16 protein-coding genes are annotated in these 22926 nt (G+C 38.3%); 5 read left to right on the forward strand and 11 right to left on the reverse strand.

Annotated features, from left to right (window positions below; genetic code table 11):
* Nucleotides 1-17: 17 nt before the first annotated feature.
* On the reverse strand, nt 18-2408 hold the full coding sequence (locus ACFSUL_RS08100; protein ID WP_377934366.1) for an immune inhibitor A domain-containing protein: 2391 nt from the start codon (nt 2406-2408) through the stop codon (nt 18-20).
* A 334-nt stretch (nt 2409-2742) separates the two neighbouring features.
* On the opposite strand from ACFSUL_RS08100, the gene ACFSUL_RS08105 reads away from it, so the two are divergent.
* The gene (locus ACFSUL_RS08105; RefSeq protein ID WP_377934368.1) at nt 2743-3387 is read left to right on the forward strand and encodes an SDR family oxidoreductase; all 645 of its coding nucleotides are present in this window, start codon (nt 2743-2745) and stop codon (nt 3385-3387) included.
* Nucleotides 3388-3447: 60 nt separating this feature from the next.
* Here ACFSUL_RS08105 and gdhA read toward each other — a convergent pair whose 3' ends face one another.
* Complete coding sequence (gdhA, locus tag ACFSUL_RS08110) at nt 3448-4833, reverse strand: NADP-specific glutamate dehydrogenase (RefSeq protein ID WP_377934370.1); 1386 nt, start codon at nt 4831-4833, stop codon at nt 3448-3450.
* Nucleotides 4834-5005: 172 nt separating this feature from the next.
* Here gdhA and ACFSUL_RS08115 point away from each other — a divergent pair, with 172 nt between their 5' ends.
* On the forward strand, nt 5006-5911 hold the full coding sequence (locus ACFSUL_RS08115; RefSeq protein ID WP_071410412.1) for a LysR family transcriptional regulator: 906 nt from the start codon (nt 5006-5008) through the stop codon (nt 5909-5911).
* Nucleotides 5912-6006: 95 nt separating this feature from the next.
* Here the strand turns inward: ACFSUL_RS08115 and ACFSUL_RS08120 are convergent, their stop codons facing one another.
* The 6 genes from ACFSUL_RS08120 to ACFSUL_RS08145 form a co-directional block, all read right to left on the reverse strand.
* A complete protein-coding gene (locus ACFSUL_RS08120) occupies nt 6007-7527 on the reverse strand; it encodes a DHA2 family efflux MFS transporter permease subunit (RefSeq protein WP_377934373.1) in 1521 nt (506 codons plus the stop codon).
* Between the two features lie 22 nt (nt 7528-7549).
* A complete protein-coding gene (locus ACFSUL_RS08125; RefSeq protein ID WP_377934375.1) occupies nt 7550-7969 on the reverse strand; it encodes a MarR family winged helix-turn-helix transcriptional regulator in 420 nt (139 codons plus the stop codon).
* 167 nt (nt 7970-8136) lie between these two features.
* Nucleotides 8137-9630 carry a peptide MFS transporter gene (locus ACFSUL_RS08130; protein WP_377934377.1) on the reverse strand — a complete coding sequence of 498 codons (1494 nt, stop codon included), beginning with the start codon at nt 9628-9630 and terminating at the stop codon, nt 8137-8139.
* Between the two features lie 296 nt (nt 9631-9926).
* A complete protein-coding gene (locus tag ACFSUL_RS08135) occupies nt 9927-11048 on the reverse strand; it encodes an NADH-dependent flavin oxidoreductase (protein WP_377934379.1) in 1122 nt (373 codons plus the stop codon).
* 220 nt (nt 11049-11268) lie between these two features.
* Nucleotides 11269-12543, reverse strand: coding sequence for an MFS transporter (locus tag ACFSUL_RS08140; protein ID WP_377934381.1), 1275 nt, complete (start codon nt 12541-12543; stop codon nt 11269-11271).
* Nucleotides 12544-12630: 87 nt separating this feature from the next.
* Nucleotides 12631-13938 carry an alkaline phosphatase family protein gene (locus ACFSUL_RS08145; protein ID WP_377934383.1) on the reverse strand — a complete coding sequence of 436 codons (1308 nt, stop codon included), beginning with the start codon at nt 13936-13938 and terminating at the stop codon, nt 12631-12633.
* A 173-nt stretch (nt 13939-14111) separates the two neighbouring features.
* Between ACFSUL_RS08145 and ACFSUL_RS08150 the strand changes: the two genes are divergently transcribed.
* A complete protein-coding gene (locus ACFSUL_RS08150) occupies nt 14112-15284 on the forward strand; it encodes an SEC-C metal-binding domain-containing protein (RefSeq protein WP_377934385.1) in 1173 nt (390 codons plus the stop codon).
* A 254-nt stretch (nt 15285-15538) separates the two neighbouring features.
* Here ACFSUL_RS08150 and ACFSUL_RS08155 read toward each other — a convergent pair whose 3' ends face one another.
* Both ACFSUL_RS08155 and pepT read right to left on the reverse strand, forming a co-directional pair.
* Entirely contained in the window at nt 15539-16963 is a 1425-nt protein-coding gene (locus tag ACFSUL_RS08155) for a Na+/H+ antiporter NhaC family protein (protein ID WP_377934387.1), read from the reverse strand.
* Nucleotides 16964-17184: 221 nt separating this feature from the next.
* Nucleotides 17185-18417 (reverse strand): peptidase T, encoded by a 1233-nt coding sequence (gene pepT, locus ACFSUL_RS08160; protein ID WP_377934389.1) that lies wholly within the window; start codon nt 18415-18417, stop codon nt 17185-17187.
* A gap of 323 nt (nt 18418-18740) precedes the next feature.
* Between pepT and ACFSUL_RS08165 the strand changes: the two genes are divergently transcribed.
* Nucleotides 18741-19613, forward strand: coding sequence for a sulfurtransferase (locus ACFSUL_RS08165; RefSeq protein WP_377934391.1), 873 nt, complete (start codon nt 18741-18743; stop codon nt 19611-19613).
* 132 nt (nt 19614-19745) lie between these two features.
* Here the strand turns inward: ACFSUL_RS08165 and ACFSUL_RS08170 are convergent, their stop codons facing one another.
* A complete protein-coding gene (locus ACFSUL_RS08170; protein WP_071410428.1) occupies nt 19746-20312 on the reverse strand; it encodes a GNAT family N-acetyltransferase in 567 nt (188 codons plus the stop codon).
* A gap of 1424 nt (nt 20313-21736) precedes the next feature.
* Between ACFSUL_RS08170 and ACFSUL_RS08175 the strand changes: the two genes are divergently transcribed.
* Nucleotides 21737-22918, forward strand: coding sequence for an Alp7A family actin-like protein (locus ACFSUL_RS08175; RefSeq protein ID WP_449237060.1), 1182 nt, complete (start codon nt 21737-21739; stop codon nt 22916-22918).
* Nucleotides 22919-22926: the final 8 nt, after the last annotated feature.

A 22926-nucleotide genomic window follows, 5' to 3' on the forward strand; every position in this document is an offset into this window, starting at 1 on the left:
TAGGGTTAAATATAGGATTATTTAAAGATTAGTACTTTACCAACAGTACCATCTTTACTTTGACCAGCGACACGGAACTTCAAGCCGTATTCTGGAACATTACGACCAGCGTCGACAATGCTAGGATTACTCCAGTCAGCGCTATCATCGAATAGTGGTGTGCGTTTTGTAAAGTTATCTTTCATTGTGACTCCTGTTAGAGCAGTATAGTCTAGGAACATTTTTTTCGACTTGTTTAAGCTAAATGCTGCGTCATGCAACTGGTAACGAGTATCACCGATTGTTTTATCGCTCCAAGATAGGCCGCGTTGATCAGCGTCGACTACCCCTAAGAACCCATCACCAGGGTGAACACCTGTCCAGTTGTTATCATAGGATTCATCTACATACCAAACAACTAAGCCTTCATCGTAGCTCATTAAGCTATTACCACGGCGGATGTGTTTTAAACCTTCGTCCACACCGTTATGAGATCTCCATTCTAATAGATAGTAGTGATTTGTTTCATATTTTCCATCATGTTTCTCAAAGCCATTTAGTGTAAATTGAGGTTCACCTTCAGCGCCATCAGAGAATACTTCATTTCCATCAGCTGTCACCTTAACATTGTCAGCAAAGAACCCATCTAAATTAGTAGCCCAGTCTGTCATAGAGCGGAATTGAAGTTGAATCTCTTGTCCGACATAATCACTTAAATCAATTGTTTCATGAACCCATCCATTACTTGAGCCAGTATAACCAGGTAGGTTCTCTTTAATTGCAGGGTAGCCACCAGGATCTAGGGTAGTGCTAGTTCTATCACTTGATAATGACTCCCAAGTTTCACCACCATCTGTTGATACTTGGACCATTGCATAATCCCAGTCTTGTTCGATATTATACCAAGCATCGAAATCAAGGGTTGCGTTAGAAGCAGCACCTGTTAAGTCGACAGTTGCGACCATTTTATGGTCAGCTTCATCGCCTTTACCGCCATAGTATTCGAATGATCCATCTGCAGGAGTATTTAATACATTTAGTTTATTCGGTAAGTCAACACGAACAGCATCATTGTTTGTACCTTTTGTTACACCTTCATCAAGAAGGATATTCGTACCCTGACTAGTGATATCATCAGCATGTAGGGTTGTACCACTTAGCCAATTACCACCATGCCAAGCTTGTAATTTTTCTTTTGCATAAGCACTCATTCCAGGTGGTTCTGTTCCAGGAATATCTCCAGCCCAGCTTCCACTTGCCATTAAGGACCAATAAGCAACAGCTTCCCCTGCACCAGTATATTGTGTATCGTATTCATCGGGAAGACCTAAGTCATGACCATATTCATGGGCAAAAACACCAGCAGCCCCATCCTCTGGTTCAATAGTATAGTCAAATGCAGCTAATTGACCGTCAAAACGGTCACTGTTAGAGTTGCCACCAGGAACGGCAATTAATCCTCCAAGGTCCCAACGATGTGACCAAATTGCATCTCCACCAAGAGAACCACCACCTGCTTCTTCCCCAACACCAGCATGAATAACCATTAAATGATCGATAATGCCGTCTGGCTCATCATAAACACCATCACCATCATAATCATCGCGGTCCCAAACGTCATACTCACTTAAATCAACATTTGGATCTGCTCCCGCTTTTGCAAGTGCTTCATATACTAGTTCACGTGGCTTTGCATCACTTCCATCTGGTGTTGGATAGTTTCCACCATAATAAGCAGCCTCATGATCTGCTGTATACCAGCCTGCTACCGTACCGTCAACAGTATAACTTCCACCAGATTGTTGTTCATAGTATTGCTTCATAGAAACAAGGTTTTCGCCATTCGGACCCTCATATCCATCTTCACCGAAAATCATATTTTGGAAGTGTTCATGTGTATAATTTTCATACCACATGTCCGTTTCTTCTTTAGTAATAGAGCTTTTTTCGTAGTCAGGGAAGTCAATCGCAAGAACAAGGACTTTGTCTTCGCGTACTTCTCCGTCATAATTCTCTTCTTCGACGGAATCTACTTTATTTTTCTTTGCTTGTCCTAGTTTGTTCCCTTTCCCATTTGTAAGACTATTGTCTTTAGATTTCTTTTCTTTGGTTACTTCCCCGATGGATTTTGGTAACTTATCTTTTGTCTTTGAAGTCTTCCCTTTGCCTTGTAAATATTTATCCAAAGCTTTCTCTGATTCTGCTAGACTAGCATCTTTTGCTAGTTTTCCTTCTCGCTTCAGCATCTCAATTAACTTTTCATCGTTTGCGATACCTGCGTCAAAAGGTACAGCTTCTTTCGTAGATGCAGAAGCAACTTTTGGTGCTAATGTATCACCGCCGACTGCCCCGACAAAAAGACTTGAAGCTATGATACTACTTGCGGTAATGCTAGAAAAAACTTTAAGTGCGCGGTTTTTCTTTGCCAAATCTATTCCCCCTCTTAAAATATCAATTAGCTCATTATGATAGTATAGTTTAATTTGAATATTGTAAATATTTTAAATCATCTAAAGAGGAAATGAGGGAAATATACCTAATTGTGATTTGGTAATTGGAATAAATAGAGGTTAATGTGCCTAGTAAATTAGTTGGTTTAAATGGTTTATATTGGAATTTAATGAAGGTCTAGTGAGAGATAAGAAAGAGATAAATTATTAATAAAAGAGATGCTCCAACCCACATTACTTGCTAAGTAGGTGACATGTTTGAAATAATGAAAGGGATTAATTGGGAATTCCAATAAGGAAGGAGATATGCTTTGTGAAAGTTCTTTTAGTAGGGGCGAATGGCCAAATCGGACAACACCTTGTTAATTTACTTAAAGACAGTAAAGAGCATGCAGTGAGAGCAATGGTACGGAAGGAGGAGCAAGCGGAGGCTCTTAACAAAATAGGGGTAGAAACGGTTGTGGCTAGTTTAGAAGATAGCGTAGAGGCAATTGCCGAAGCAGGAAAAGGTTGTGAAGCAGTTATCTTTTCTGCTGGGTCAGGTGGAAACACCGGATCTGATAAGACATTATTGGTGGACCTTGATGGAGCGGTTAAAACGATAGAGGCTGCTGAAAGATTAGGAATAAAGCGATTTATTATGGTTAGTGCACTTCAAGCACATAAGAGGGAGAATTGGAATGATCAATTGAGGCCTTACTATGTTGCGAAGCATTACGCAGATAGAATGCTTGAAGCTAGTAACCTAACCTACACAATCATTCGTCCAGGTGGCCTTTTAAATGAGCCAGGTACAGGAAATGTTTCTGTTGCTGAGAATTTAACTAGTGGTTCAATTCCACGTGAGGATGTAGCGCGTACGATAATAACTGCCTTAAATGAGGAGCATACGTTTAACCGTTCTTTTGACCTTATTTCAGGGGGAACTTCCATTACGGATGCTCTAAAAGCGATATAAAGAGCATAAAAAACGTCTAAAGTATCATGATACTTTAGACGTTTTTTATTATGGATTATATTAAATTACTCCCTGTGCAATCATGGTATCAGCGACCTTAGTGAATCCAGCAATATTGGCACCGACTACCAAGTTACCTGGATAACCATACTCTTCCGCAGCGTTTACACTGTTTTTGTAAATGCTTTTCATAATGTCTTGTAATTTGTGGTCTACTTCTTCAAACGTCCAAGACAGTCTCATGCTGTTTTGAGCCATTTCTAACGCAGAAACTGCAACGCCACCAGCATTAGCTGCTTTTGCAGGACCGAAAAGAACATTATTGTGAAGGAATTCATCGATTGCTTTAAGTGTAGACGGCATGTTTGCCCCTTCACCGACAGCTTTAACTCCATTTGAAACGAGCATTCTTGCTGATGTTTTATCAATTTCATTTTGTGTAGCACAAGGCAAAGCAATGTCACACGGAATGGACCAAATTCCGGAGCAGCCTTCATAATAGTGTGCTTCTGGGTGTGCATTAACGTATTCGCTGATTCTTTTGCTTTCTACTTCTTTTAGTTGTTTTATGGTGTTAAGATTAATGCCATTTTTGTCATAAATATAACCGCTAGAATCACTGCAGGCCACAACTTTTGCACCTAATTGCTGGGCTTTTTCGATAGCATAGATAGAAACATTTCCCGACCCGGATACAACAACAGTACTTCCTTCAAAGCTAAGTCCATTATCTTTTAGCATTTCCTGCATAAAATAAACGGTGCCATAACCTGTCGCTTCGGTACGAGCTAAACTTCCACCGTACCCAAGACCTTTGCCTGTTAAAACGCCAGCTTCATAGCCACCGCGAATTTTTTTATACTGACCAAACATATAGCCGATTTCTCTTGCGCCGACACCAATGTCACCAGCTGGAACGTCCACATCTGGCCCAATATGTTTACATAGTTCGGTCATGAAGCTTTGGGTAAAACGCATAATTTCTCCATCAGATTTTCCCTTTGGATCGAAGTCCGATCCGCCTTTTCCGCCCCCGATTGGCTGGCCAGTTAAAGAGTTCTTAAAAATTTGCTCGAATCCTAAAAATTTTATGATACTTGTATTCACGGAAGGATGGAAGCGTAAGCCACCTTTATAAGGACCGATAGCGCTGTTATACTGTACACGGAATCCACGATTTACTTGCACCTTTCCTTGGTCATCTACCCATGGGACTCGGAAGGTAATGAGTCGTTCTGGTTCAACGATTCTTTCGAGTATATTGTGTTCAGCATATTTGGGATGTTTAGCAATTATAGGTACGAGGGAATCAAAGATTTCTTTAACCGCCTGAAGAAATTCACTTTCGTGGGGATTGCGTTTCTCGACAGCTTGATATACTTCATTTACATAAGTCTGTGCAGTTAATGTTTGCAGTTTTTTATTACCTTCTAAAGTAGTTGCCATAATATTTATAATTCTCTCCTTTATAAAAAAGTATATATGCATGGTAAAATGGAGTTGTTAGTTAATGAATCATTATTATGAATTATTTTACAACTTTTGAATAATCTAAGCAATGCTGTAAATAGATAAGATTAATGCCAAAATGAGATGGATAGGAAAAGGGTTGTGTACAATGGAGTTAAGACAAATTCAGTATTTTATTGAAGTTGCTAAGCGGGAGCATGTGACCGAGGCAGCACTGGCGTTGCGTGTAGCTCAATCTGCTGTTAGTCGGCAAGTTTTTAATCTAGAATCCGAGTTAGGTGTCGATTTATTTGTTAGAGATGGGCGGAATGTCAAATTGACGCCAATTGGTAGTATGTTTTTGAAACATATGCAACAAGCAATGAAGGTGATTGAAAATGCAACGCGAGAAATCGAAGAGTGTGTAGACCCAGGGAAAGGCACGATCCGAATTGGGTTTCCAAGTAGTTTGGCTTCTTATACATTGCCTACTGCCATTTCTGCTTTTCGCGAACTTTACCCGCAAGTGAAATTTCAACTAAAGCAGGGTTCCTACCATAATTTAATTGATGGAGTGGTGAAAGGAGAAATAGATATGGCGCTGCTTGGACCAGTGCCACAACAGGAAAAAAAGGTAATAGGAGATATCTTATTTACGGATAATATCGTGGCTTTACTGCCAGTTGGCCACCCCCTTGCGAGTAAATCCTCTCTAATGCTCAGTCAATTACGGGAGGATTCATTTGTTCTGTTTCCTGAAGGTTATATATTACGTGATATTATCTTTAATGCTTGTCAACAAATTGGTTTTAAACCTAATGTATCTTTTGAAGGAGAGGATATTGACGCCATTAAGGGATTAGTATCAGCAGGCCTTGGCGTGACGCTTATTCCAGAAATCACACTAGTTGATAGCCTACCAAGATCAACAGTAAAGATACCAATTAGTGAGCCTAGTGTTAGACGTACAGTTGGAATTATTATCCCAAGTGAACGCAGTTTGCTTCCTACAGAGCAATTATTTTATCAGTTTCTAAAGGATTTCTTCTCTCGGTTAGATACATTTCAAAATTAATTTTAATTGTGGGGAAATGGAAGAAGTTCCGTTTAAAATAGCAAAGAAAAAGGGAATTGGACACGTCCAATTCCCTTTGATGTTTTCCGAGGAAATTATCCTTCGTTTATAGCTACTTTTTGTGCTTTCTTTTCTGTAGCTGCTTCCCTGTGGCCATCTTCTTCTGCCGGTTTCACTCGCTTAATAAAGAATGCGAGTAACAATGCTAGTATAGAAAGACCAGTTGCTACAACAAAGGCGTCATTGATACCTTTGATAGTTGCTTCTTTAATAATGTGTGCCATTTCTTGTTTAGCATCAGGTGTAACACCAGCAGCAGTGGCCATTTCTTTTGCGTGTTCTTCTGTCTGATTAGACATAACGGTTACAAGGAATGCCGTACCGAGTGCGCCGGAAACCTGTCTAAATGTGTTGGACATTGCAGTTCCGTGTGCATTTAACCGTTGTGGAAGTTGGTTTAGTCCTGCCGTCATAATTGGCATCATTAACATCGACATTCCGAACATTCGAGCGGTATACACTATAATTAACGTTGTGTACGTTGTGGAGTCTGTAAGCATACTAAATTCCCATGTTGTAATGGTTGTAATAGCTAAACCGATAACTGCGAGCCATCTTGCCCCTATTTTATCAAATATCCAACCTGTAATTGGAGACATAATTCCCATTAAAATTGCGCCAGGTAATAATAGTAATCCAGATTCCAGTGGGGTAAACCCACGGATATTTTGTAAATAAATTGGTACGAGAATCATTCCAGCAAACATTGCCATCGTGATGATCACATTAATAATCGTTGTAAGTGTAAACATATTATATTTAAACACTCTAAATTCTAGCATTGGATTTTTAACAGTCATTTGTCTGCGAATAAATATTGCAAGTGCAATAATACCAATGATAATAGAAGTAATTACTTCTACACTAGTCCAACCTGCGTTTCCAGCACTACTAAACCCATATAATAAGCCACCGAATCCTAATGTTGAAAGGATAATTCCAGGGATATCAATTTTAGGATAGGATAGTTGTGTAACATTTTTCAAAAGTAGCACGGCGACAAAGAAATCAATAATAGCAATTGGTAAAACGACATAAAATAATACTCGCCATGAATAGTTCTGGATAATCCAACCTGATAGTGTAGGGCCAATGGCTGGTGCAAAAGTCATTGCTAAGCCGATAAAGCCCATTGCTTTCCCACGTTTTTCTATTGGGAAAATGGTTAGAATAACAATCATAAGCAATGGCATAATTATTCCGGCACCTGCCGCTTGGACGACTCTCCCCATGAGAAGGAATTCAAAAGTCGGGGAAATGGCACATATTAAAGTACCAGCTGCAAATAGCCCCATAGATGTTAAAAATAGCTGTCTCGTTGTAAATCGTTCAATTAAAAAGGCAGTCACTGGAATTAATACTCCGTTTACAAGCATATATCCTGTTGTTAGCCATTGTGCTGTATTAGCGGAAATATCTAAGTCTATCATCATCTCCGGTAAGGCTACATTCATTAGTGTTTGATTTAAAATCGCAACAAATGAGCCTAAAAGCATAACCGTAAGAATCGCGCCTCTTTTTATAGGGGCCTTCGACACATTTGTTTCATCGGTCATTTTTTAATCCCTCTCCTTTTGGTTATAGTTTTCCAATAATTAATTGGTGAAGTTGTAGTAGTTGTTCTATTTCTTTATCTGGTATATCTACTATTTTCGACATTTGCTTCATAAATATGTTATGAGTTTCTTTTTGTTTTTCTTCGCCTTTGTCTGTAAGTCGGAGTAGCAACGTTCTTCTATCATTTTCTGAACGCTTGCGAACAAGGTATCCAGCCTTTACCAGACGTTCCACAATACCACTCATCGTACTGTTTCCCACTTGAAGTCGTTCTGCTAATTCGCCTAAACCGATATTTGGTTCTTCCTTTAGGGAGCGTAACACTAATAATTGCATAATCGTTATACCAAGTTGGTCGGGCTCATTCAATAAATGATAAAATTCACGATTGACTTCGCGAAAGGAATGCATAATCTTACTTATTTTGCTATAGCCGTCCATTTATTGTGCCTCCCCCCTTTTGTTTTATTAGTGAATATTTCGTATGCGAACTATTAACTTTGACAATTATACACTCGATTAAAGGAATGTCAATAAAAAAATCCTGTGGGATAATGTGATAGTCGAATCACATTATCCCACAGGATTAATAGGTAAATGTTAAAAGCTTAGCGTACGCCCTTCATGGACTTTTGAATTTTTGGTGATAACAGGAAGAGGATAATACTTAGAACGATGGATACTCCACCGATTACACCAAAGTAAGCCATTTCTGTCTCAGGTGAATAGAACTTAACAATTTGTGCATTAATTGCTTGAGCAGCAGCACTTGCTAAGAACCATAAACTCATCGTTTGTGCAGAGAAAGCAGCAGGAGCTAATTTAGTAGTAGCCGATAAACCTACTGGTGACAAGCATAGTTCCCCAAGTACAACAATGAAATAACTTAGAACAAGCCATAATGGATTAACCAATGATTCCTCACCGCCGAAATATGCTGGTAAAAGAATGACAAGGAAAGATAACCCGGCAAATAATAATCCTAAAGAGAATTTCTTAGGAATGGATGGTTGACGGTTTCCAAGTTTTACCCACATCCAGGCAAATACAGGCGCCAACAGGATAATAAATAATGGGTTTAACGATTGGAACCAAGCAGGAGATATTTCAAATCCTAGAACTTCTAATTGAGTACGTTTATCTGCATAACTAGCAAGAATGGTGGAACCTTGCTCTTGGATCGCCCAGAACATAACAGCAGCAATAAATAATGGAATATAAGCGATAACTCGTGAACGTTCATCTGCTGTTGTTTTAGGACTGCGGTACATTACGGTAAAGTAGATAATTGGAAGTCCAATTCCAAGAATTCCAACAAGAGCGATAAAGCTATCAAATGTTAGAAGTCCCGTTGGAATTGCAATAGCAATTAAGATAGCTAAAATTACTACACCCACTCCAATAATGGAGAAAACCTTTTTCTTTTCACTTTGTGCTAATGGATTTGCAGGGGATTTCCCAGCAAGCCCAAGATTTTTTTTCCTTGTAAATAAAAAGACTAATAATCCGACAAACATACCAACAGCAGCGATACTAAACCCTAAGTGGAAATTGTGTTTCATTCCAACTTCTCCGACAATTAATGGAGATAAGAACGCTCCAAGGTTAATTCCCATATAGAAAATACTGAATCCTGCATCACGACGATTGTCTTCCACGCTATATATATCACCGACAACGCTAGAAACATTAGGTTTCAGTAAACCCGTACCGAGTACAATCAAGATCATGGAAACGAAAAACAAACTAAGGTTTCCAGGTATTGCTAAAGCAATGTGACCAAGCATAATCAATATGCCACCGTAAAATATGGCTTTGGAAGTTCCGAAGATCCTGTCAGCGAGCCATCCGCCAATAATCCCAGACATATATACTAGTGATCCGTAGATAGACATAATAGCAAGGGCTGTAGGCTCATCAAGACCTAATCCGCCTTTTGATACTTCATAGTACATATAGTAAACAAGTATTGCTCTCATTCCATAGTAGGAGAAACGCTCCCAGAACTCTGTGAAGAAAAGAGTGAATAATCCCTTAGGATGCCCAAAAAATCCTTTTTGGGGAACACTTTCCACAATTTTCTGTTTATTTGAACCTGACATGATAAATGTAACCTCCTTAGTATATTAATATAATATTTTAAAAGATTGATATTGTCAAAAAGGTTTTTTTCTTCGTATTATATAAAATATAATTTGGAATATTTTAAAAAATGTAAAAAATAAATTATCTTAATATACCTTTTGTTTAGAATAGTTAAAATTATATTCTCGAACATAGTGATAATAGTAATGCGTATTTACTTTTAAATGCAGATGGATCTGTAAAAGTATTTCGAGAAATTAGAACATAAAAATACCCTCTAAGGCTCTAATAGCCTTAGAGGGTATTTTTTCTATTAGTTTACACCTGGGAACCATCCAGGAGAGTGAACAATTGCCTGCCACAAAGGACTTGGTACAACAAGTTGTTCTTGCTTCGTTGTGTCTAATGTTGTGTTAATTTCCATTTCTCTGCCTTCTTTTATTTTTTGAACCCAATCGGGATCAATAATTAATTCTCGTCCAAGTGCCAATAATGGGACACCTGTTTGAATTGCTTTTAGTGCGTCATCTGCAGAGTAAATGGAACCGACCCCGATTAATGGTACACGGTTATCAATTGTACGTTGAAGTAGCTCTATTCTTGTTTTCGTTGTGTCTGCATCGCGTCTTGCTTTAGACCAGAAGTCCATTAGAGAAACGTGGAGATAGTCTAAGCCTTGCTCTGATAGAGTATCAACGAATTCTAGTGTATCCCCCATAGTAATTCCTGGTGTTTCCGGTTCTTCAGGAGAAAAACGATAACCAACGATAAATGGATTTGTTGCATATTGTTCGACAACACTTTTCACTTTTTCAATAACGGCCAGTGGAAAAGTCATGCGTTTTTTTAGGTCTCCTCCAAAGCGGTCATCACGACGATTGGAATGAGGAGAGAAAAATTGTTGGAGTAAATAGCCGTTTGCCCCGTGTATTTCTACTCCATCAAAGCCAGCTTCAATTGCACGTCTTGTAGAATCACCGAAGGCCTCAATAATATGTTCAACTTCTGACTCTGATAACGCTCTTGGAGTTGTGTTGCTGTTTTCTGCCGGTACGTTACTAGCACTGACAATCTCCCCATTTGGTACTAACTCGGGAGGGCACATTCTTCCGCCATGAAAAATTTGCAGAACAGCCTTTGCTCCCTGGTTTTTAATGCCAGTAGCTAACTGTTTCAAACTTGGAATCATGTCATCACTGTCACTACCGAATTCCCCTTGAAATCCCTTTCCATCTGGAGTTACATAGGCACATGCAGTAATAACCATTCCTACTCCACCTGAACGGCGTGCATAATAATTTACTTCTTCGTCTGTTACGGTTCCATCAGGATTGGAAGAGAAATTGGTCATTGGTGCCATAATTACTCGGTTTTCCAGTTCAATCCCGTTTGGAAGTGTATAGGACTGGAATAAATCTTTATATTTTTCGTTCATTGTTGCTCCTCCTCTAATTAAACTACAATAAGCATAGTAAATTTGGGTTGTCGTTGTACACTTTTATGCTTCTCAAATAGTTTGGAAAATATTTTGTATGAAAAATAAAAAATCCCCAAAGTCAGGGATATAACGTTAAGTACCTATATTTATCTAGCCACTTATGAATTACTTCTTTGCATTCTAAACAGCTTGGTGACTTTACACCAAGCTGTTAAATCTATATAACTTTTTCAGAAGACTTTCTCGCGTCTGTTGACTCGGGTACACGAGTAAGGATAATCATTCCAATAATGAACAGAACAACTAGGCTGAACACACCAAAATTAGAATTTCCAGTAAGCTGTGCGGTCACACCGACTAACAGTGGTCCCATAATAGAAGCAAACTTACCAAAAATGTTATAAAACCCGAAAAATTCATTAGCATTTTCTTTTGGCACGAGCTTTCCAAAATACGATCTACTTAATGCCTGAATCCCGCCTTGAGAGGTGGCAACAAGCATCGCAAGTATCCAGAAATCCAATGTTGTTTCTAAGAAAAACGCATAGATACAGACAATAATATAAATGATAATGCCGACATATAACATCTTTTTCCCAGTGAACTTTTCGGAAAGTCTTCCATACAGAATCGCAAACGGTGCAGCAACAACCTGCGTCACAAACAGAATAATAAGTAAATTGGTCGAAGAGATTCCTAAATCTGTTCCATACGCAGTAGACATTGATATAACGGTTCCTACCCCATCAATATAGAAGAAATAAGCTAACAGAAATAAAAACACTGCTCGGTACTGTTTAATATTTTTAACTGTTTTTCCAAGCCGTTTGAAACTGGTTTGAATAATCTTCGGCTCACGTTCAATATAGTAATGCTGATGGACGTTTTTAAACAGTGGAATTGCAAATAACCCCCACCATAATGCTGTGATAACAAAGGCAATTTTGCTAGCTAATGTGGTTGAGACGGGAATAATATCATTTTGAGCTAAAACGATGATGGCAATGCTGATGATAAATGGAATCGTACTTCCGATATACCCTAAACCAAATCCACGTGCAGAAACTCGGTTCATTTTTTTCTCTGTTGTGACATCAACAAGGAAGGCGTCGTAAAATACATTGGCACCGGCAGAACCTACTGCAGCAACCGTATAAAAGATTAATAAAAGCAACCATTGGTCACTTGGGATAAACGCTAGAAGTGCAGTAAAGGCAACACCTAAAGCAAAAAAGAAGGTGAAAAACTTTTTCTTCAACCCTTGGTAATCAGCAATTGTCCCTAAAATGGGCCCGAGCATCGCTAAAATAAACGTTGCAATCGCAATCGTGTAGCCTAGGTACGCGGTAGAATTAGAGGCACTGACTCCTGCGTTGGTGGCGGCAGCTTTATAAAAAATGGGAAAGACAGCTGTCGTAATAATAATCGAGTAAGCGGAATTACCCCAATCATAAAGCATCCAGCTATTTTCTTCTTTTGTGAAGCGCTTCATTGATTAGCCCCCTCTAGGTAACTATACCTTTAGTTTACAAGTGTAATAGGTTAAAAGACGGATTATATACAAAATTTTACATAAATTTTACACAGTTAATAATTCCTTTATAATTTGACCGTCTGTATTCCCAAGACTAATCCCAAGCAAATGAGCAAATGTTGGTCCTTCATCGACTAGGTGCATAGAGGGGAGAATAGCGTTAGAACGGATACCTTTTCCAGCCATCATCAGAATAGTTGTATAGTTTTCTTTTTCAGGTGAATAGCCGTGAGATGCTAGAGTATAGCGTTTTTCTTTGACATCTTCAGGAGTTATCGTATCAATATAATCTCCTTCTAAGCCCTCTTTAAAATAGTACCCTTGGGCTGCTTCTATCATAAAAGCGGCTTGATCATCTGCTCCTTTCATTCCCGCTTCTTCGCCCGTCAGTACCTTTTCAATCCCATTGTTGCTATCGGAAACTAGACGATCAAGCAGTTCTCTCGTTGTCTTTAGTATGGAGGAATTCAATTTATCTTTGACATAAATATATGCGGACCCATCACAGCTTTTGCAATAAACCTTCCAGTCTAGTACTTTTCCTTGGTTATTCACGGTGATAAGTCCATTCTCCCGCAGTAACACATTCGGTTTTACTGCTTTCGATTCATCAAGTGCACTATGATCACCCAATGCGACAATAGTGGAATGCTCATAAATACCACTTTCTTTAAGAGCGTTGATAATTCTTCCAAGACGCGTATCATGACGGCGAATAGCTGATAAGGCTTCTTTAGAAGAAAACCCATTATAATGGCGTTGCGTATCGAGATCGGTAAAATGCACGAGTAAGAGGTTTGGCTTTTTCATTTTAATTGTTTGCACGGTCGATTCTAAAACAAAATCATCGAGTTCTGGCTGGCTAAGCCCTTTTCTTATATGACCAAAGCGACGGTTCATTTCTAATTGATGGAGCGGACTGCCATTACGAAGCGAAACCGCTATTTGATGATGCCAAGGGCGGTTCGCAAAGATCTCTGGCATATTGTAATCAATATCGGCTTTCGCTGTTACCGGCCATAGAAAAGCTGCTGTTGTCATGCCTGCTTTCTTTGCTTCGTCATAAAGCGTCGTCCCTTTGATATGATGACGGTGCCAATACCAATCAGGTGAGTTTTTCCCAGGTTGGAGAAGTGTATTATTGATAACACCATGTTTTTTCGGGTAGTTACCGGTGACAATAGTGGCGTGACAAGGATATGTAACGGATGGATAAATGGTCTCGACGTTTTTACAATACGATCCTTTTTGTAAAATCTCTTGAAAATGAGGAAGTTCTTCCAGCATGGGGAAGTCTAAGGAAGATAAACAATCAAATGAAATGACAATTAAGTGGTCAGTAAGACGAGACATAATGGACCTCCTATTTGGGGGACTTTTTATTATTAATATAACAGAAAATTCAGTCGGTAAGTGATAGATCGATAGCTATTCTGAAAAAATTGCTGTTTCCACCTGTGTTCCTTGATTACATGCTTTCTAACACATATAGTTAAGACAAGAAGAATAAGAAGAGGTGCGTATAATTGAATTTTCTACAAAAAATAGAACCATATTTAACATCAGATGACCTTTTAGTACAAGAATTTGTAGTTCATGCACTAGAGGACTATCCAGATGTTCCAGAAGAATGGGTAACGCGACTTTTAAAAGAGGCAGTAAATAAAAAAGAAAAAGAATCGTCCATCTTAGTTTTTGCAGATAAGCATCAACTAAGTGAAGAAGCTTTAAAGGTACTACTCGATGGTTTAGAAAAGGCAGAGAGATCCAAGAAGCATTTATATACAAAATTCCTTGAAAATATCGAACCACAATTAGCAATGAACTATAAGAATGAATTAACTCCTTATCATACAAAAGAGACATGGGACTTTTATGAGCTTCTCCTTAATGGAACGGAAGAAGAAGTGTGGAATAAGTATGGGGAAATTATAAATAAATTGGAACAAGCACCGGAATATGACCATGAGTTATTCATAAAAGGGAAGAAGGTAGTAAAGACACTCGTTCAAAAGGGCTGGATAAATGAAAAAGAAATTGCGCTTATATTAAGTGAAAATTTAAACGAAAACTGGTTTTCATTTGATGGGATTTTAGCTGTTTATGCGATTAGACTACTCAAGTTAGAAACACATACTCCAATACTGGCTAGTTTATTAACGAGAGAGGAAGATGTCTTACTAGAAGAGGTAGCGGACGCATTGATTTCATTTCAATCGGAAGAAGTAGTCAGAGCTGTTGAGCCTTACCTAAATCAAAGCGACTCGGTCATTTTTGCCACGTCTGTTGTAGGCAACATAAAACTCCCCCTTTCCATAGACGTATTACAATCAGCCTATCATCAAGTAACAGAGGAAGATCAAGATATTATATTTGAAGCATTATGCCATCAACTGTCACTGGATTGTCTACCAGAAATAGAGGATTACATGGAAAGCGAACCTGAAGTTTATCTAGTTGAACCGGAACCGGTCGCTTACGGGTATTTCACTGTAATGGGAGTAAAGCATCCTAAACTGCCAAAATGGAAGAGAGTAGCAGAAAAAAGGGAAAGACAATTTCAAGAAGATATGAATAATTCTAATCAAAACAATGCCCTTTCTACACCTGCTCCATATCAAAATACAGATAAGGTAGGACGTAATGATCCTTGTCCTTGTGGGAGTGGGAAAAAGTATAAGAAGTGTTGTTTGAATTAGGGATATGGGTTGGTAAGACTTGTCTTTAGGGGCGGGTCTTTTTAAATAATCTCTAATCGCTCCATCACTTTCTTTCTATACCCAATATGTGTTTAGGTTTACGATGAAATTCCAGCAAAACAATGATTCACATCTCTAACTTTAATAGCTGTATTCGTTTATATGTGCATATTCTTTTTCCGCGATGTTTGATTATTTTTAAGCCTATCGAATGGATATAAATAAGGAGAGAAGAGAGGTTAGAAACTCTCTCCCTACACAAAAAACAACCCAAACAAAATATACAAAACCACCGAAATCCCTGCACCAATCGCGGAGATCTTTAATTTATATCGAGCATAGTCGACAAGAGGCATTTCTAGGATAGACGCTGTTGTAATGGTCGTGTCACCTAAAGGAGATGTCATGGCGCCGAAGGATCCACTTGCAAACACGGCTCCAACTGTCATCGCAATTGATGCATCCGTAGCAGTTGCTAATGTCATCCCTAGAGGCATAAATAGCCCCCATACTCCCCATGAAGATCCGATAAAGTACCCAACAACAGAACCAAGCAGAAAGATGATAGCAGGGACGGAAAAGGCGGGAAGAAAATCTCCTAAGGTTGAGCTAATAAATTCTGAAAAACCAAGGTCCTCTGCTGTTAAGGAAAGTGCCCAAACTAATACAAGTAGGATGATTGCCTGCATGAGCTGGTTTCCACCGTCAAAGAAGTGGAATAGTGTTTCATCAAGAGCTTGCCGGCGGACAATATAGAAAATAAATGTAAGAATGAGCGTGATAAAAACGGCTAGTAGCATGACAAAGGTTGCGTCAGCCTTCGAAAATGCATCAAATACGGTTTCTGCCCCTTTGTCTCGCCCATCTTGCCATAATAGGAATAAGGATAGCCCTAGTAGTAAAAATAGAGGGATGATTAGGTTCCATGGTTGTGCTTTCACCCCACTTAGTTCTTTTTTTATTCCCATTCGATGATAAGGATGTCCGTCCTGTTTGTCGTTTCCTTCTTTTTCGGTTGGTTCTACTTCTTTTTTCTTTGATGTCCAGAATGTTCGAATCAGTCCAAGAATAAGCATGGTAATAGCAAAGAAGTTAAATGGAATACTTTGTAGAAATACCGAATAGGGAGCTAAATCTAAATCGTGTTCCTGAACACCTGCTGTAACGAGCGATACCATAAATCCAACAAATGCTGTTGCCACAGGTAAAAGCACAATAGTCGATGCTGTCGAGACATCCATCGTAAATCCGACTTTCTCCTTCGATATTTTCAATTTCCCCATTAACGATTTAACAACAGGCCCAATCATCATAATCCGAAACATCGGCATCATAAACGTAAAAGGAAGGGTTAGCCAAATAAGTCCTAGTAAACCACGTTGTGAGCTTATTTTCGTGCCAATCCATTCAGAAAACCCTTTAATACCACCAGATATCGTCATCATTCCAATAAGACCACCAAACAAATAGAGGAATCCAATAATTTTAATATTTGTCTCATCAGAAAGGGTAGTAACAATATACTGGACAGCTTGTTGTGTACCGGCCAATAATTCCATTTCTACAATAAAAGAGCCAGCTAAAATTCCTAAAACGAGCCCTGGTAATATTTTTTTCAACCAAATAGACATACCGATAACAATTAAAAATGGTATAAGGGAAAGCCAAGCTTGATCCAAAATGATTCCTCCTTCCATGGTTCATATGTTTCCCTGTTTTTATGTACTCATTCCTTTTGGAGTATCCCTTTGCCAGGGGGAGACAGGCTGTTTTGATGGAAGCTATGTGGGGGGGTTTGGCGTAGCTTGAGTTTAATATAAGATGAAAAATAAAAAGCTGTAGAGGGTAAAATTAACGATAAAAAAAGGTATCGGAGAAGAGTCCCCAATACCTTATCAACTTAAGTTCTTTCTTCAAATAACCGAGCCACTTCGACAATGACATTAACGGCTTTTTCCATATTATCGACAGAAATGTATTCAAATCTTCCATGGAAGTTCTCTCCGCCTGTAAAAATATTTGGTGTAGGCAGTCCCATGTAGGAAAGCTGGGAACCGTCTGTACCACCGCGAATTGGTTTAATATCTACTGGAATTTCAAGGTTTTCCATTGCTTGTTGGGCAATGTTGACGATCTCTATTACGGGTTTTATTTTTTCCCCCATGTTGTAATATTGATCTTTTATTTCTAGAAGAACCCTCTCTTCTCCATATGTTCCTTGTAAATCTGTGACAATCTTTTTAAGCATTTCTTTTCTAGTAGCAAATTTTTCCTTGTCAAAGTCACGAATTATGTAGTGAAGCGTTGTTTCTTCGACATCCCCATTGATAGAAGTGAGATGATAAAAGCCTTCATAGCCCTCTGTGTGTTCAGGTGCTTCTTCAACAGGCAATCGGTTATTAATTTCCATGGCAATTTTTGCAGAGTTAATCATTTTCCCTTTTGCCGTTCCAGGGTGAACATTCTTTCCTTTGCAAACAATCTTCGCTGCAGCTGCATTAAAGCTCTCGTATTCTAGTTCACCGAGTGGTCCACCATCAATGGTGTAGGCGAATTTGGCATTGAATGCATCAACATCAAATCGATGTGGTCCTCTACCGATTTCTTCATCAGGTGTGAAGGCTACTCTAACTTTTCCATGCTTAATTTCCGGATGATTAATCAGATAAGCCATTGCGGTCATAATCTCTGCGATACCAGCTTTATTGTCCGCTCCAAGCAAGGTAGTTCCATCTGTTGTGACTAGAGTATGCCCTTTATAGCTCGTTAGCTCTGGGAAGTCATTAGGAGAAAGGACTACCTGCTTTTCTTTATTAAGGACGATATCTGTCCCATCATAGTTTTCAACGAGCTGAGGGTTGACATTTGCCCCAGTAAAATCGGTTGCCGTATCGACGTGAGCTAAAAATCCAATCGTCGGCACTTCTTTGTCCGTATTAGAAGGCAAAGTCGCCATTACATAGCCATTCTCGTCTATTGATACTTCTTCCATACCAATTTGTTTGAGCTCCTCTACGAGCATATTAGCAAGTGTCAGCTGTCCAGGTGTGGAGGGGCATGTGTCACTGCTCTCATTTGATTGTGTATCAACTTTTACGTAAGAAGTAAATCGTTTAATAATTTCATCTTTCACTTTCTTTCATCTCCCTTACCGTATTATGTATACTCTCTTAGTTTATCATGTAGGGTTTTTTTATACCTATTGATATATTTTTAATAGGTTGTTTCGTAAAGTTTGTTGTTTGTGGGAAAAGGGCTGTTCCTTTCCGCTGCAGGCACTTGCTTTCCTCTGTATCCCGCAGGAGTCAAGCACCTTCCGCTCCACTCTATGTTTGCAACTGTTGTTAAAAGCAATCATTAGAAAAGAGCCATAAAAATAAAACGAATCTAAATACTAGTAATCTAATCGGAAATAGGGTATATCTAGGAGTAGGAATGAAAAAAGGAGGAATTGGTATGGAATCTCTACCATTAGTAGTAGATACAGAATGGCTATCTCAACATTTGGATGACCCAAATTTACGGTTACTTGATGCGACAACATACTTAAAAGGACATGAAATATGGGCTGGAAAGGAAACGTATGAAAAAGAACATATACCTGGGGCTGTCTTTGCCAATCTAGTTGATGAATTATCCGATCCAGATGCACAATTGAGCTGTACAGTGCCTACACATGAAAGGTTTGCTAGTAAAATAAGCGAGCTTGGGGTTGGTGATGGTACTTATGTTGTTATTTACGATCAGGGTATTTTATTGAATTCGACAATTATTGCCTCTTACTGGGCGTCTCGTTTATGGTGGCAGCTTCGTCTAGAAGGGTTTGATAATGTTGCTGTTCTTGATGGAGGATTATTGAAATGGAAAGAAGAAGGAAGACCGGTAACGAGCGAACCGGGAATTTATCCTCGAGGAAATTTCAGTGGGGAACGTAGACCTGAATTGTTGGCGTCTCGAGACGATGTAAAAGGCATGCTTGGTGACGACAATAACGTTTTAATTCATAGCCTATCACCGGCAGAATTTAAAGGAGAGACCAATGTATTTGCACGAAACGGTCATATCCCAGGAAGTAAAAATGTATTTTTTGCTGATATTGTTGATCAAGAAACAAAAGAACTGCGGGAAGAGGAAGAATTAAAGGAGATTTTTGAAAAGACAGGTGCACTTGATTCAACTAAAAAGGTTGTTACCTATTGCGGAGGCGGAATAGCGGCAACTTGGAATGCCCTTGCACTGGCCAAGTTGGGGCGTAAGGACGTTGCGGTTTATGATGGTTCGATGGTGGACTGGACATCGGATGATAAATTACCATTGGATAAAGAGTAGTGAATAAAATAAATGTATTAAGAGAAGCTCACAGGTAGTTGTGAGCTTTTTCAAGTGACAACATTTATAAAATTGATGTTAGTATTTTGGAAGGTGCTAGCGAGTAACTGTACCCTATTGAGCAGTTATCTACTACTTTTTTAATTCGAGGTACTCCGCTCTCAGCATCGAATACACAACAGTATCATGATACCGAGTACCATCAAAGTCTGTTTGTCTTAACACTCCATCTTGATGGAAACCGAATTTCTCCATCAATTTTTGTGATCCGACATTTTTTGCAAATAAATCCCCGACAATTCTGTTCAATTCTAAGGTCTCAAAGCTATATTCAAGAATTATTGGGAGTAACTCCGTCATGACACCCTTATGTTGGTAATCAGCTCGAATAACAGCCCCCATTTCCGCTTTTTTATGCCATAAATGAAGCTTGTGTAAGCGGAAAAAGCCAATAATCTCTTCCTTTTCTTTATCTATGATTACCCAAGGAATCTCTTTCTTTTCATAAAAACCTTCTAAATGGAGCTTTATTTTATCTGCCATTTCTTCCAAAGTCTGAACAGGGTGAGGAGTAAGGTATTTCATTGTATCGGCATCACTAAGAAAGGGGAATAAGTTCGGTGCGTCTTTAGTCGAAATTCCTCTTAAAATATAATGTTTTGTATATAAGACAGGTATTTTTTGAAGTAATGTTGTCATAAAAGTACCTCCATTTTTTCTTGTAGTATAACTTCTCGCTGTACTAGAAGAATTCCTACATAGTAGGAAGAAAAAAGTTTTTTTGGAAGGAGAGAGAAATTTTTGGTTTTGTTAAGAGATACTGTCGATGTACACAAAAGCGTAAACATGTATACAAAAACGTACACGTGTTTACAGAAATGTACACAATTGTGTACAAATAAGTATACAAGTAAACAAAAGCGTACACATTCTGTCACACCAACATGTTCACTAGTCTGTGTGCAAGGTTATATTTAAACTTTATGTCTAAATTTTTTCCAAATCAGTACCCACGTGATCTTCTTCTTGAAATCTTTCTCGCTCAAAATGGTTTATTTTTCAAAATGCTTTCGTGAAGTTTGTTATTTGTGGCCGTTGAATCACTATCTTTCACTCTGTGTTCTCGACTGTTGTTAAACAGCAATGATATTTTAGAAAACAGCCATTTTTTATAATCCTTGAGTGTCGAGATTCCTCTATTATAATTTGTTCAGAAGTATTGTTTTCAGTGATAGGGTATTCTTGTCTATCATTCTAATTTTCTTGTTCCTCTTTTCTTAGTCCATACTGTTGGAGAAATATAAGGGGATGTATTCTGGTGAAAAATGTGCTTGTATTTTTAGGGATTTTTAAAGAGAGTTGTCCAAGTTTCTTAGAGACTAATTTTCTCTTTTTAAGAGGAATGATATTGGTAGAAAGCGATTAGTTGGTTGATGCTAATGAGTGCGGATAAAATTATAGAGAAAGAATTTTTAGGGTCTCTATAGGGAAGGAGAGCTACCCTTTTCTTTATGAAAGATAACCAGTGTATACAAATTTGTTTACATGATTACATTTTTGTATACAAATGTTTACAAATAAGTGTACAAGTATACAAATCCGTACACATCAACGAGTATCAATATGTTTACAAGTTTGTACACAAGATTACATTTAGGTTTAATTTTTTAAATATTTATTATTTTTTGTAATTTGTATTGACGAACACTCCCTTTCCTATATAAGCTTAAATTAAGATTGTTTTAGTAAAGTCTTTTGCTTCTCAACTACAAACTGAGTTGCTTCTCGCTGCGGGCACTTGACTCCTGCGGGAAGAGAGGGAAGGGAGAGACCCTGCAGGCGAACTGTATGTCTAGCTCCAACGGCTAGCTCGCTGTAAAAAAGATAAAATTCCCAAAAGGCAAAGGACGTCTTTAGGGAATTTTCCTATTTTCTTCACGAGTTGGGTAAGCCGCTTCCGCTTTTCTAGGAGGCTCTCATTCCTCCCCGAGGAGTCTTGTGCCCGTAGCGGAAATCAACGGGCTAAATGTATAAGGGAAGACAACAATCTATGAGAAAAGAGCCTAAATGAAAGAAATAGTTTTTACCTCAAAACATAATTGAAAGGGATGGTTAGTTTGACAATCAACAGTCGAATTGCAGCTATTGATGTAGGAAATGATTCTCTTAAAGCAATATTTGGTGAAATGGATACTGAATTTACTATACCTAATGTAATTGCTAGGGATGTAAAAGATCGTCCTATTATTGGAATTGAAGATTTAGACAGCCAAGACCCTTTAGAAGGCATACATATTAAAGTACACTCCCCTACTCTCAAAGATAACAACGCTATTTATCGTGTTGGTCATCTGGCGACTAAAAGTAATAATTCAACAGAATTAGACCCAGGTAGCAGCAAATCGGAAGAAGATCAAACATTAGTGATGCTTTTTGCTGCAATTGCATTAGATGCTGTGCGTGATGAAAACAAACAAGTTTTTAAAAGAAATAACAATGTGATTGATACTAATTATACATTAGGGACAGGTCTACCTCTTAGAGAAGTAAAAGATGGTAAGGATGTAGGCTATCGCTCTAGTCTATTGAGCTCTGTGCATCAAGTAGAATTTTTAGTTACGCCTAAATACCAAGGAATTAAAGTCAATATTAAATTTGATGAAGTAAAGGTATATCCAGAGGGATTTGCGGCATTTATCAATCTTGTTATGGATAAGAATTTAAATATTACGAATAAGGATTTAATTGATAAAAGAATACTTATCCAGGATATTGGCGGTCTTTCAACAGATGTGGCTGTTATCAAAAATCGTAAAGTTGATGATGACAAAGCGCAAGGGTTTAATTTAGGAGTTTCGGAATCACTAGAAGCTATTAGAGAAGAGATTCGTTCTCGACATGGGGTTGAGCTTGATAGCCGTAGAGATGTTGTAGATATTATCACGAAGAAACACGATCGAAATCATATTATGGTAAAAGGAAGTAGGACAAGTGTCCATGACATCGTGGATCGTATTCTACTAGAGCTTGCTAAAAAGCAATATCGTCATCTTCGTAACACATGGCAGAAAAACTCTCAAACAGAAATCGGCTTCTTCATCGGTGGCGGTTCTATTATTTTAAAAGACTATTTAAAAACATTGAACAACAACTTAGATGGTTATAATATCGACTTTTTTGAAGATGAAAAAGAAAGTATCTGGATGATGGCCAATGCTTACTACAAGTTGATTATGGACTATAGTAAAAGAAACAATAAAAAAGAAGCGAAAAAAGAAGAACATAAATTTGTAAAAAATAAATAGGTGAACGA

This window comes from Bacillus seohaeanensis (genome assembly GCF_042684945.1).
Taxonomy (GTDB): Bacteria; Bacillota; Bacilli; order Bacillales; family Bacillaceae_B; genus Rossellomorea; species Rossellomorea seohaeanensis.

Excerpts from the sequence above, each read along its gene's own strand:
- gdhA (WP_377934370.1), bottom strand. The coding sequence starts at position 4,833 with ATGGCAACTACTTTAGAAGGTAATAAAAAACTGCAAACATTAACTGCA.
- ACFSUL_RS08115 (WP_071410412.1), top strand. The coding sequence starts at position 5,006 with ATGGAGTTAAGACAAATTCAGTATTTTATTGAAGTTGCTAAGCGGGAG.
- ACFSUL_RS08120 (WP_377934373.1), bottom strand. The coding sequence starts at position 7,527 with ATGACCGATGAAACAAATGTGTCGAAGGCCCCTATAAAAAGAGGCGCG.
- ACFSUL_RS08125 (WP_377934375.1), bottom strand. The coding sequence starts at position 7,969 with ATGGACGGCTATAGCAAAATAAGTAAGATTATGCATTCCTTTCGCGAA.
- ACFSUL_RS08130 (WP_377934377.1), bottom strand. The coding sequence starts at position 9,630 with ATGTCAGGTTCAAATAAACAGAAAATTGTGGAAAGTGTTCCCCAAAAA.
- ACFSUL_RS08135 (WP_377934379.1), bottom strand. The coding sequence starts at position 11,048 with ATGAACGAAAAATATAAAGATTTATTCCAGTCCTATACACTTCCAAAC.
- ACFSUL_RS08140 (WP_377934381.1), bottom strand. The coding sequence starts at position 12,543 with ATGAAGCGCTTCACAAAAGAAGAAAATAGCTGGATGCTTTATGATTGG.
- ACFSUL_RS08145 (WP_377934383.1), bottom strand. The coding sequence starts at position 13,938 with ATGTCTCGTCTTACTGACCACTTAATTGTCATTTCATTTGATTGTTTA.
- ACFSUL_RS08165 (WP_377934391.1), top strand. The coding sequence starts at position 18,741 with ATGGAATCTCTACCATTAGTAGTAGATACAGAATGGCTATCTCAACAT.
- ACFSUL_RS08170 (WP_071410428.1), bottom strand. The coding sequence starts at position 20,312 with ATGACAACATTACTTCAAAAAATACCTGTCTTATATACAAAACATTAT.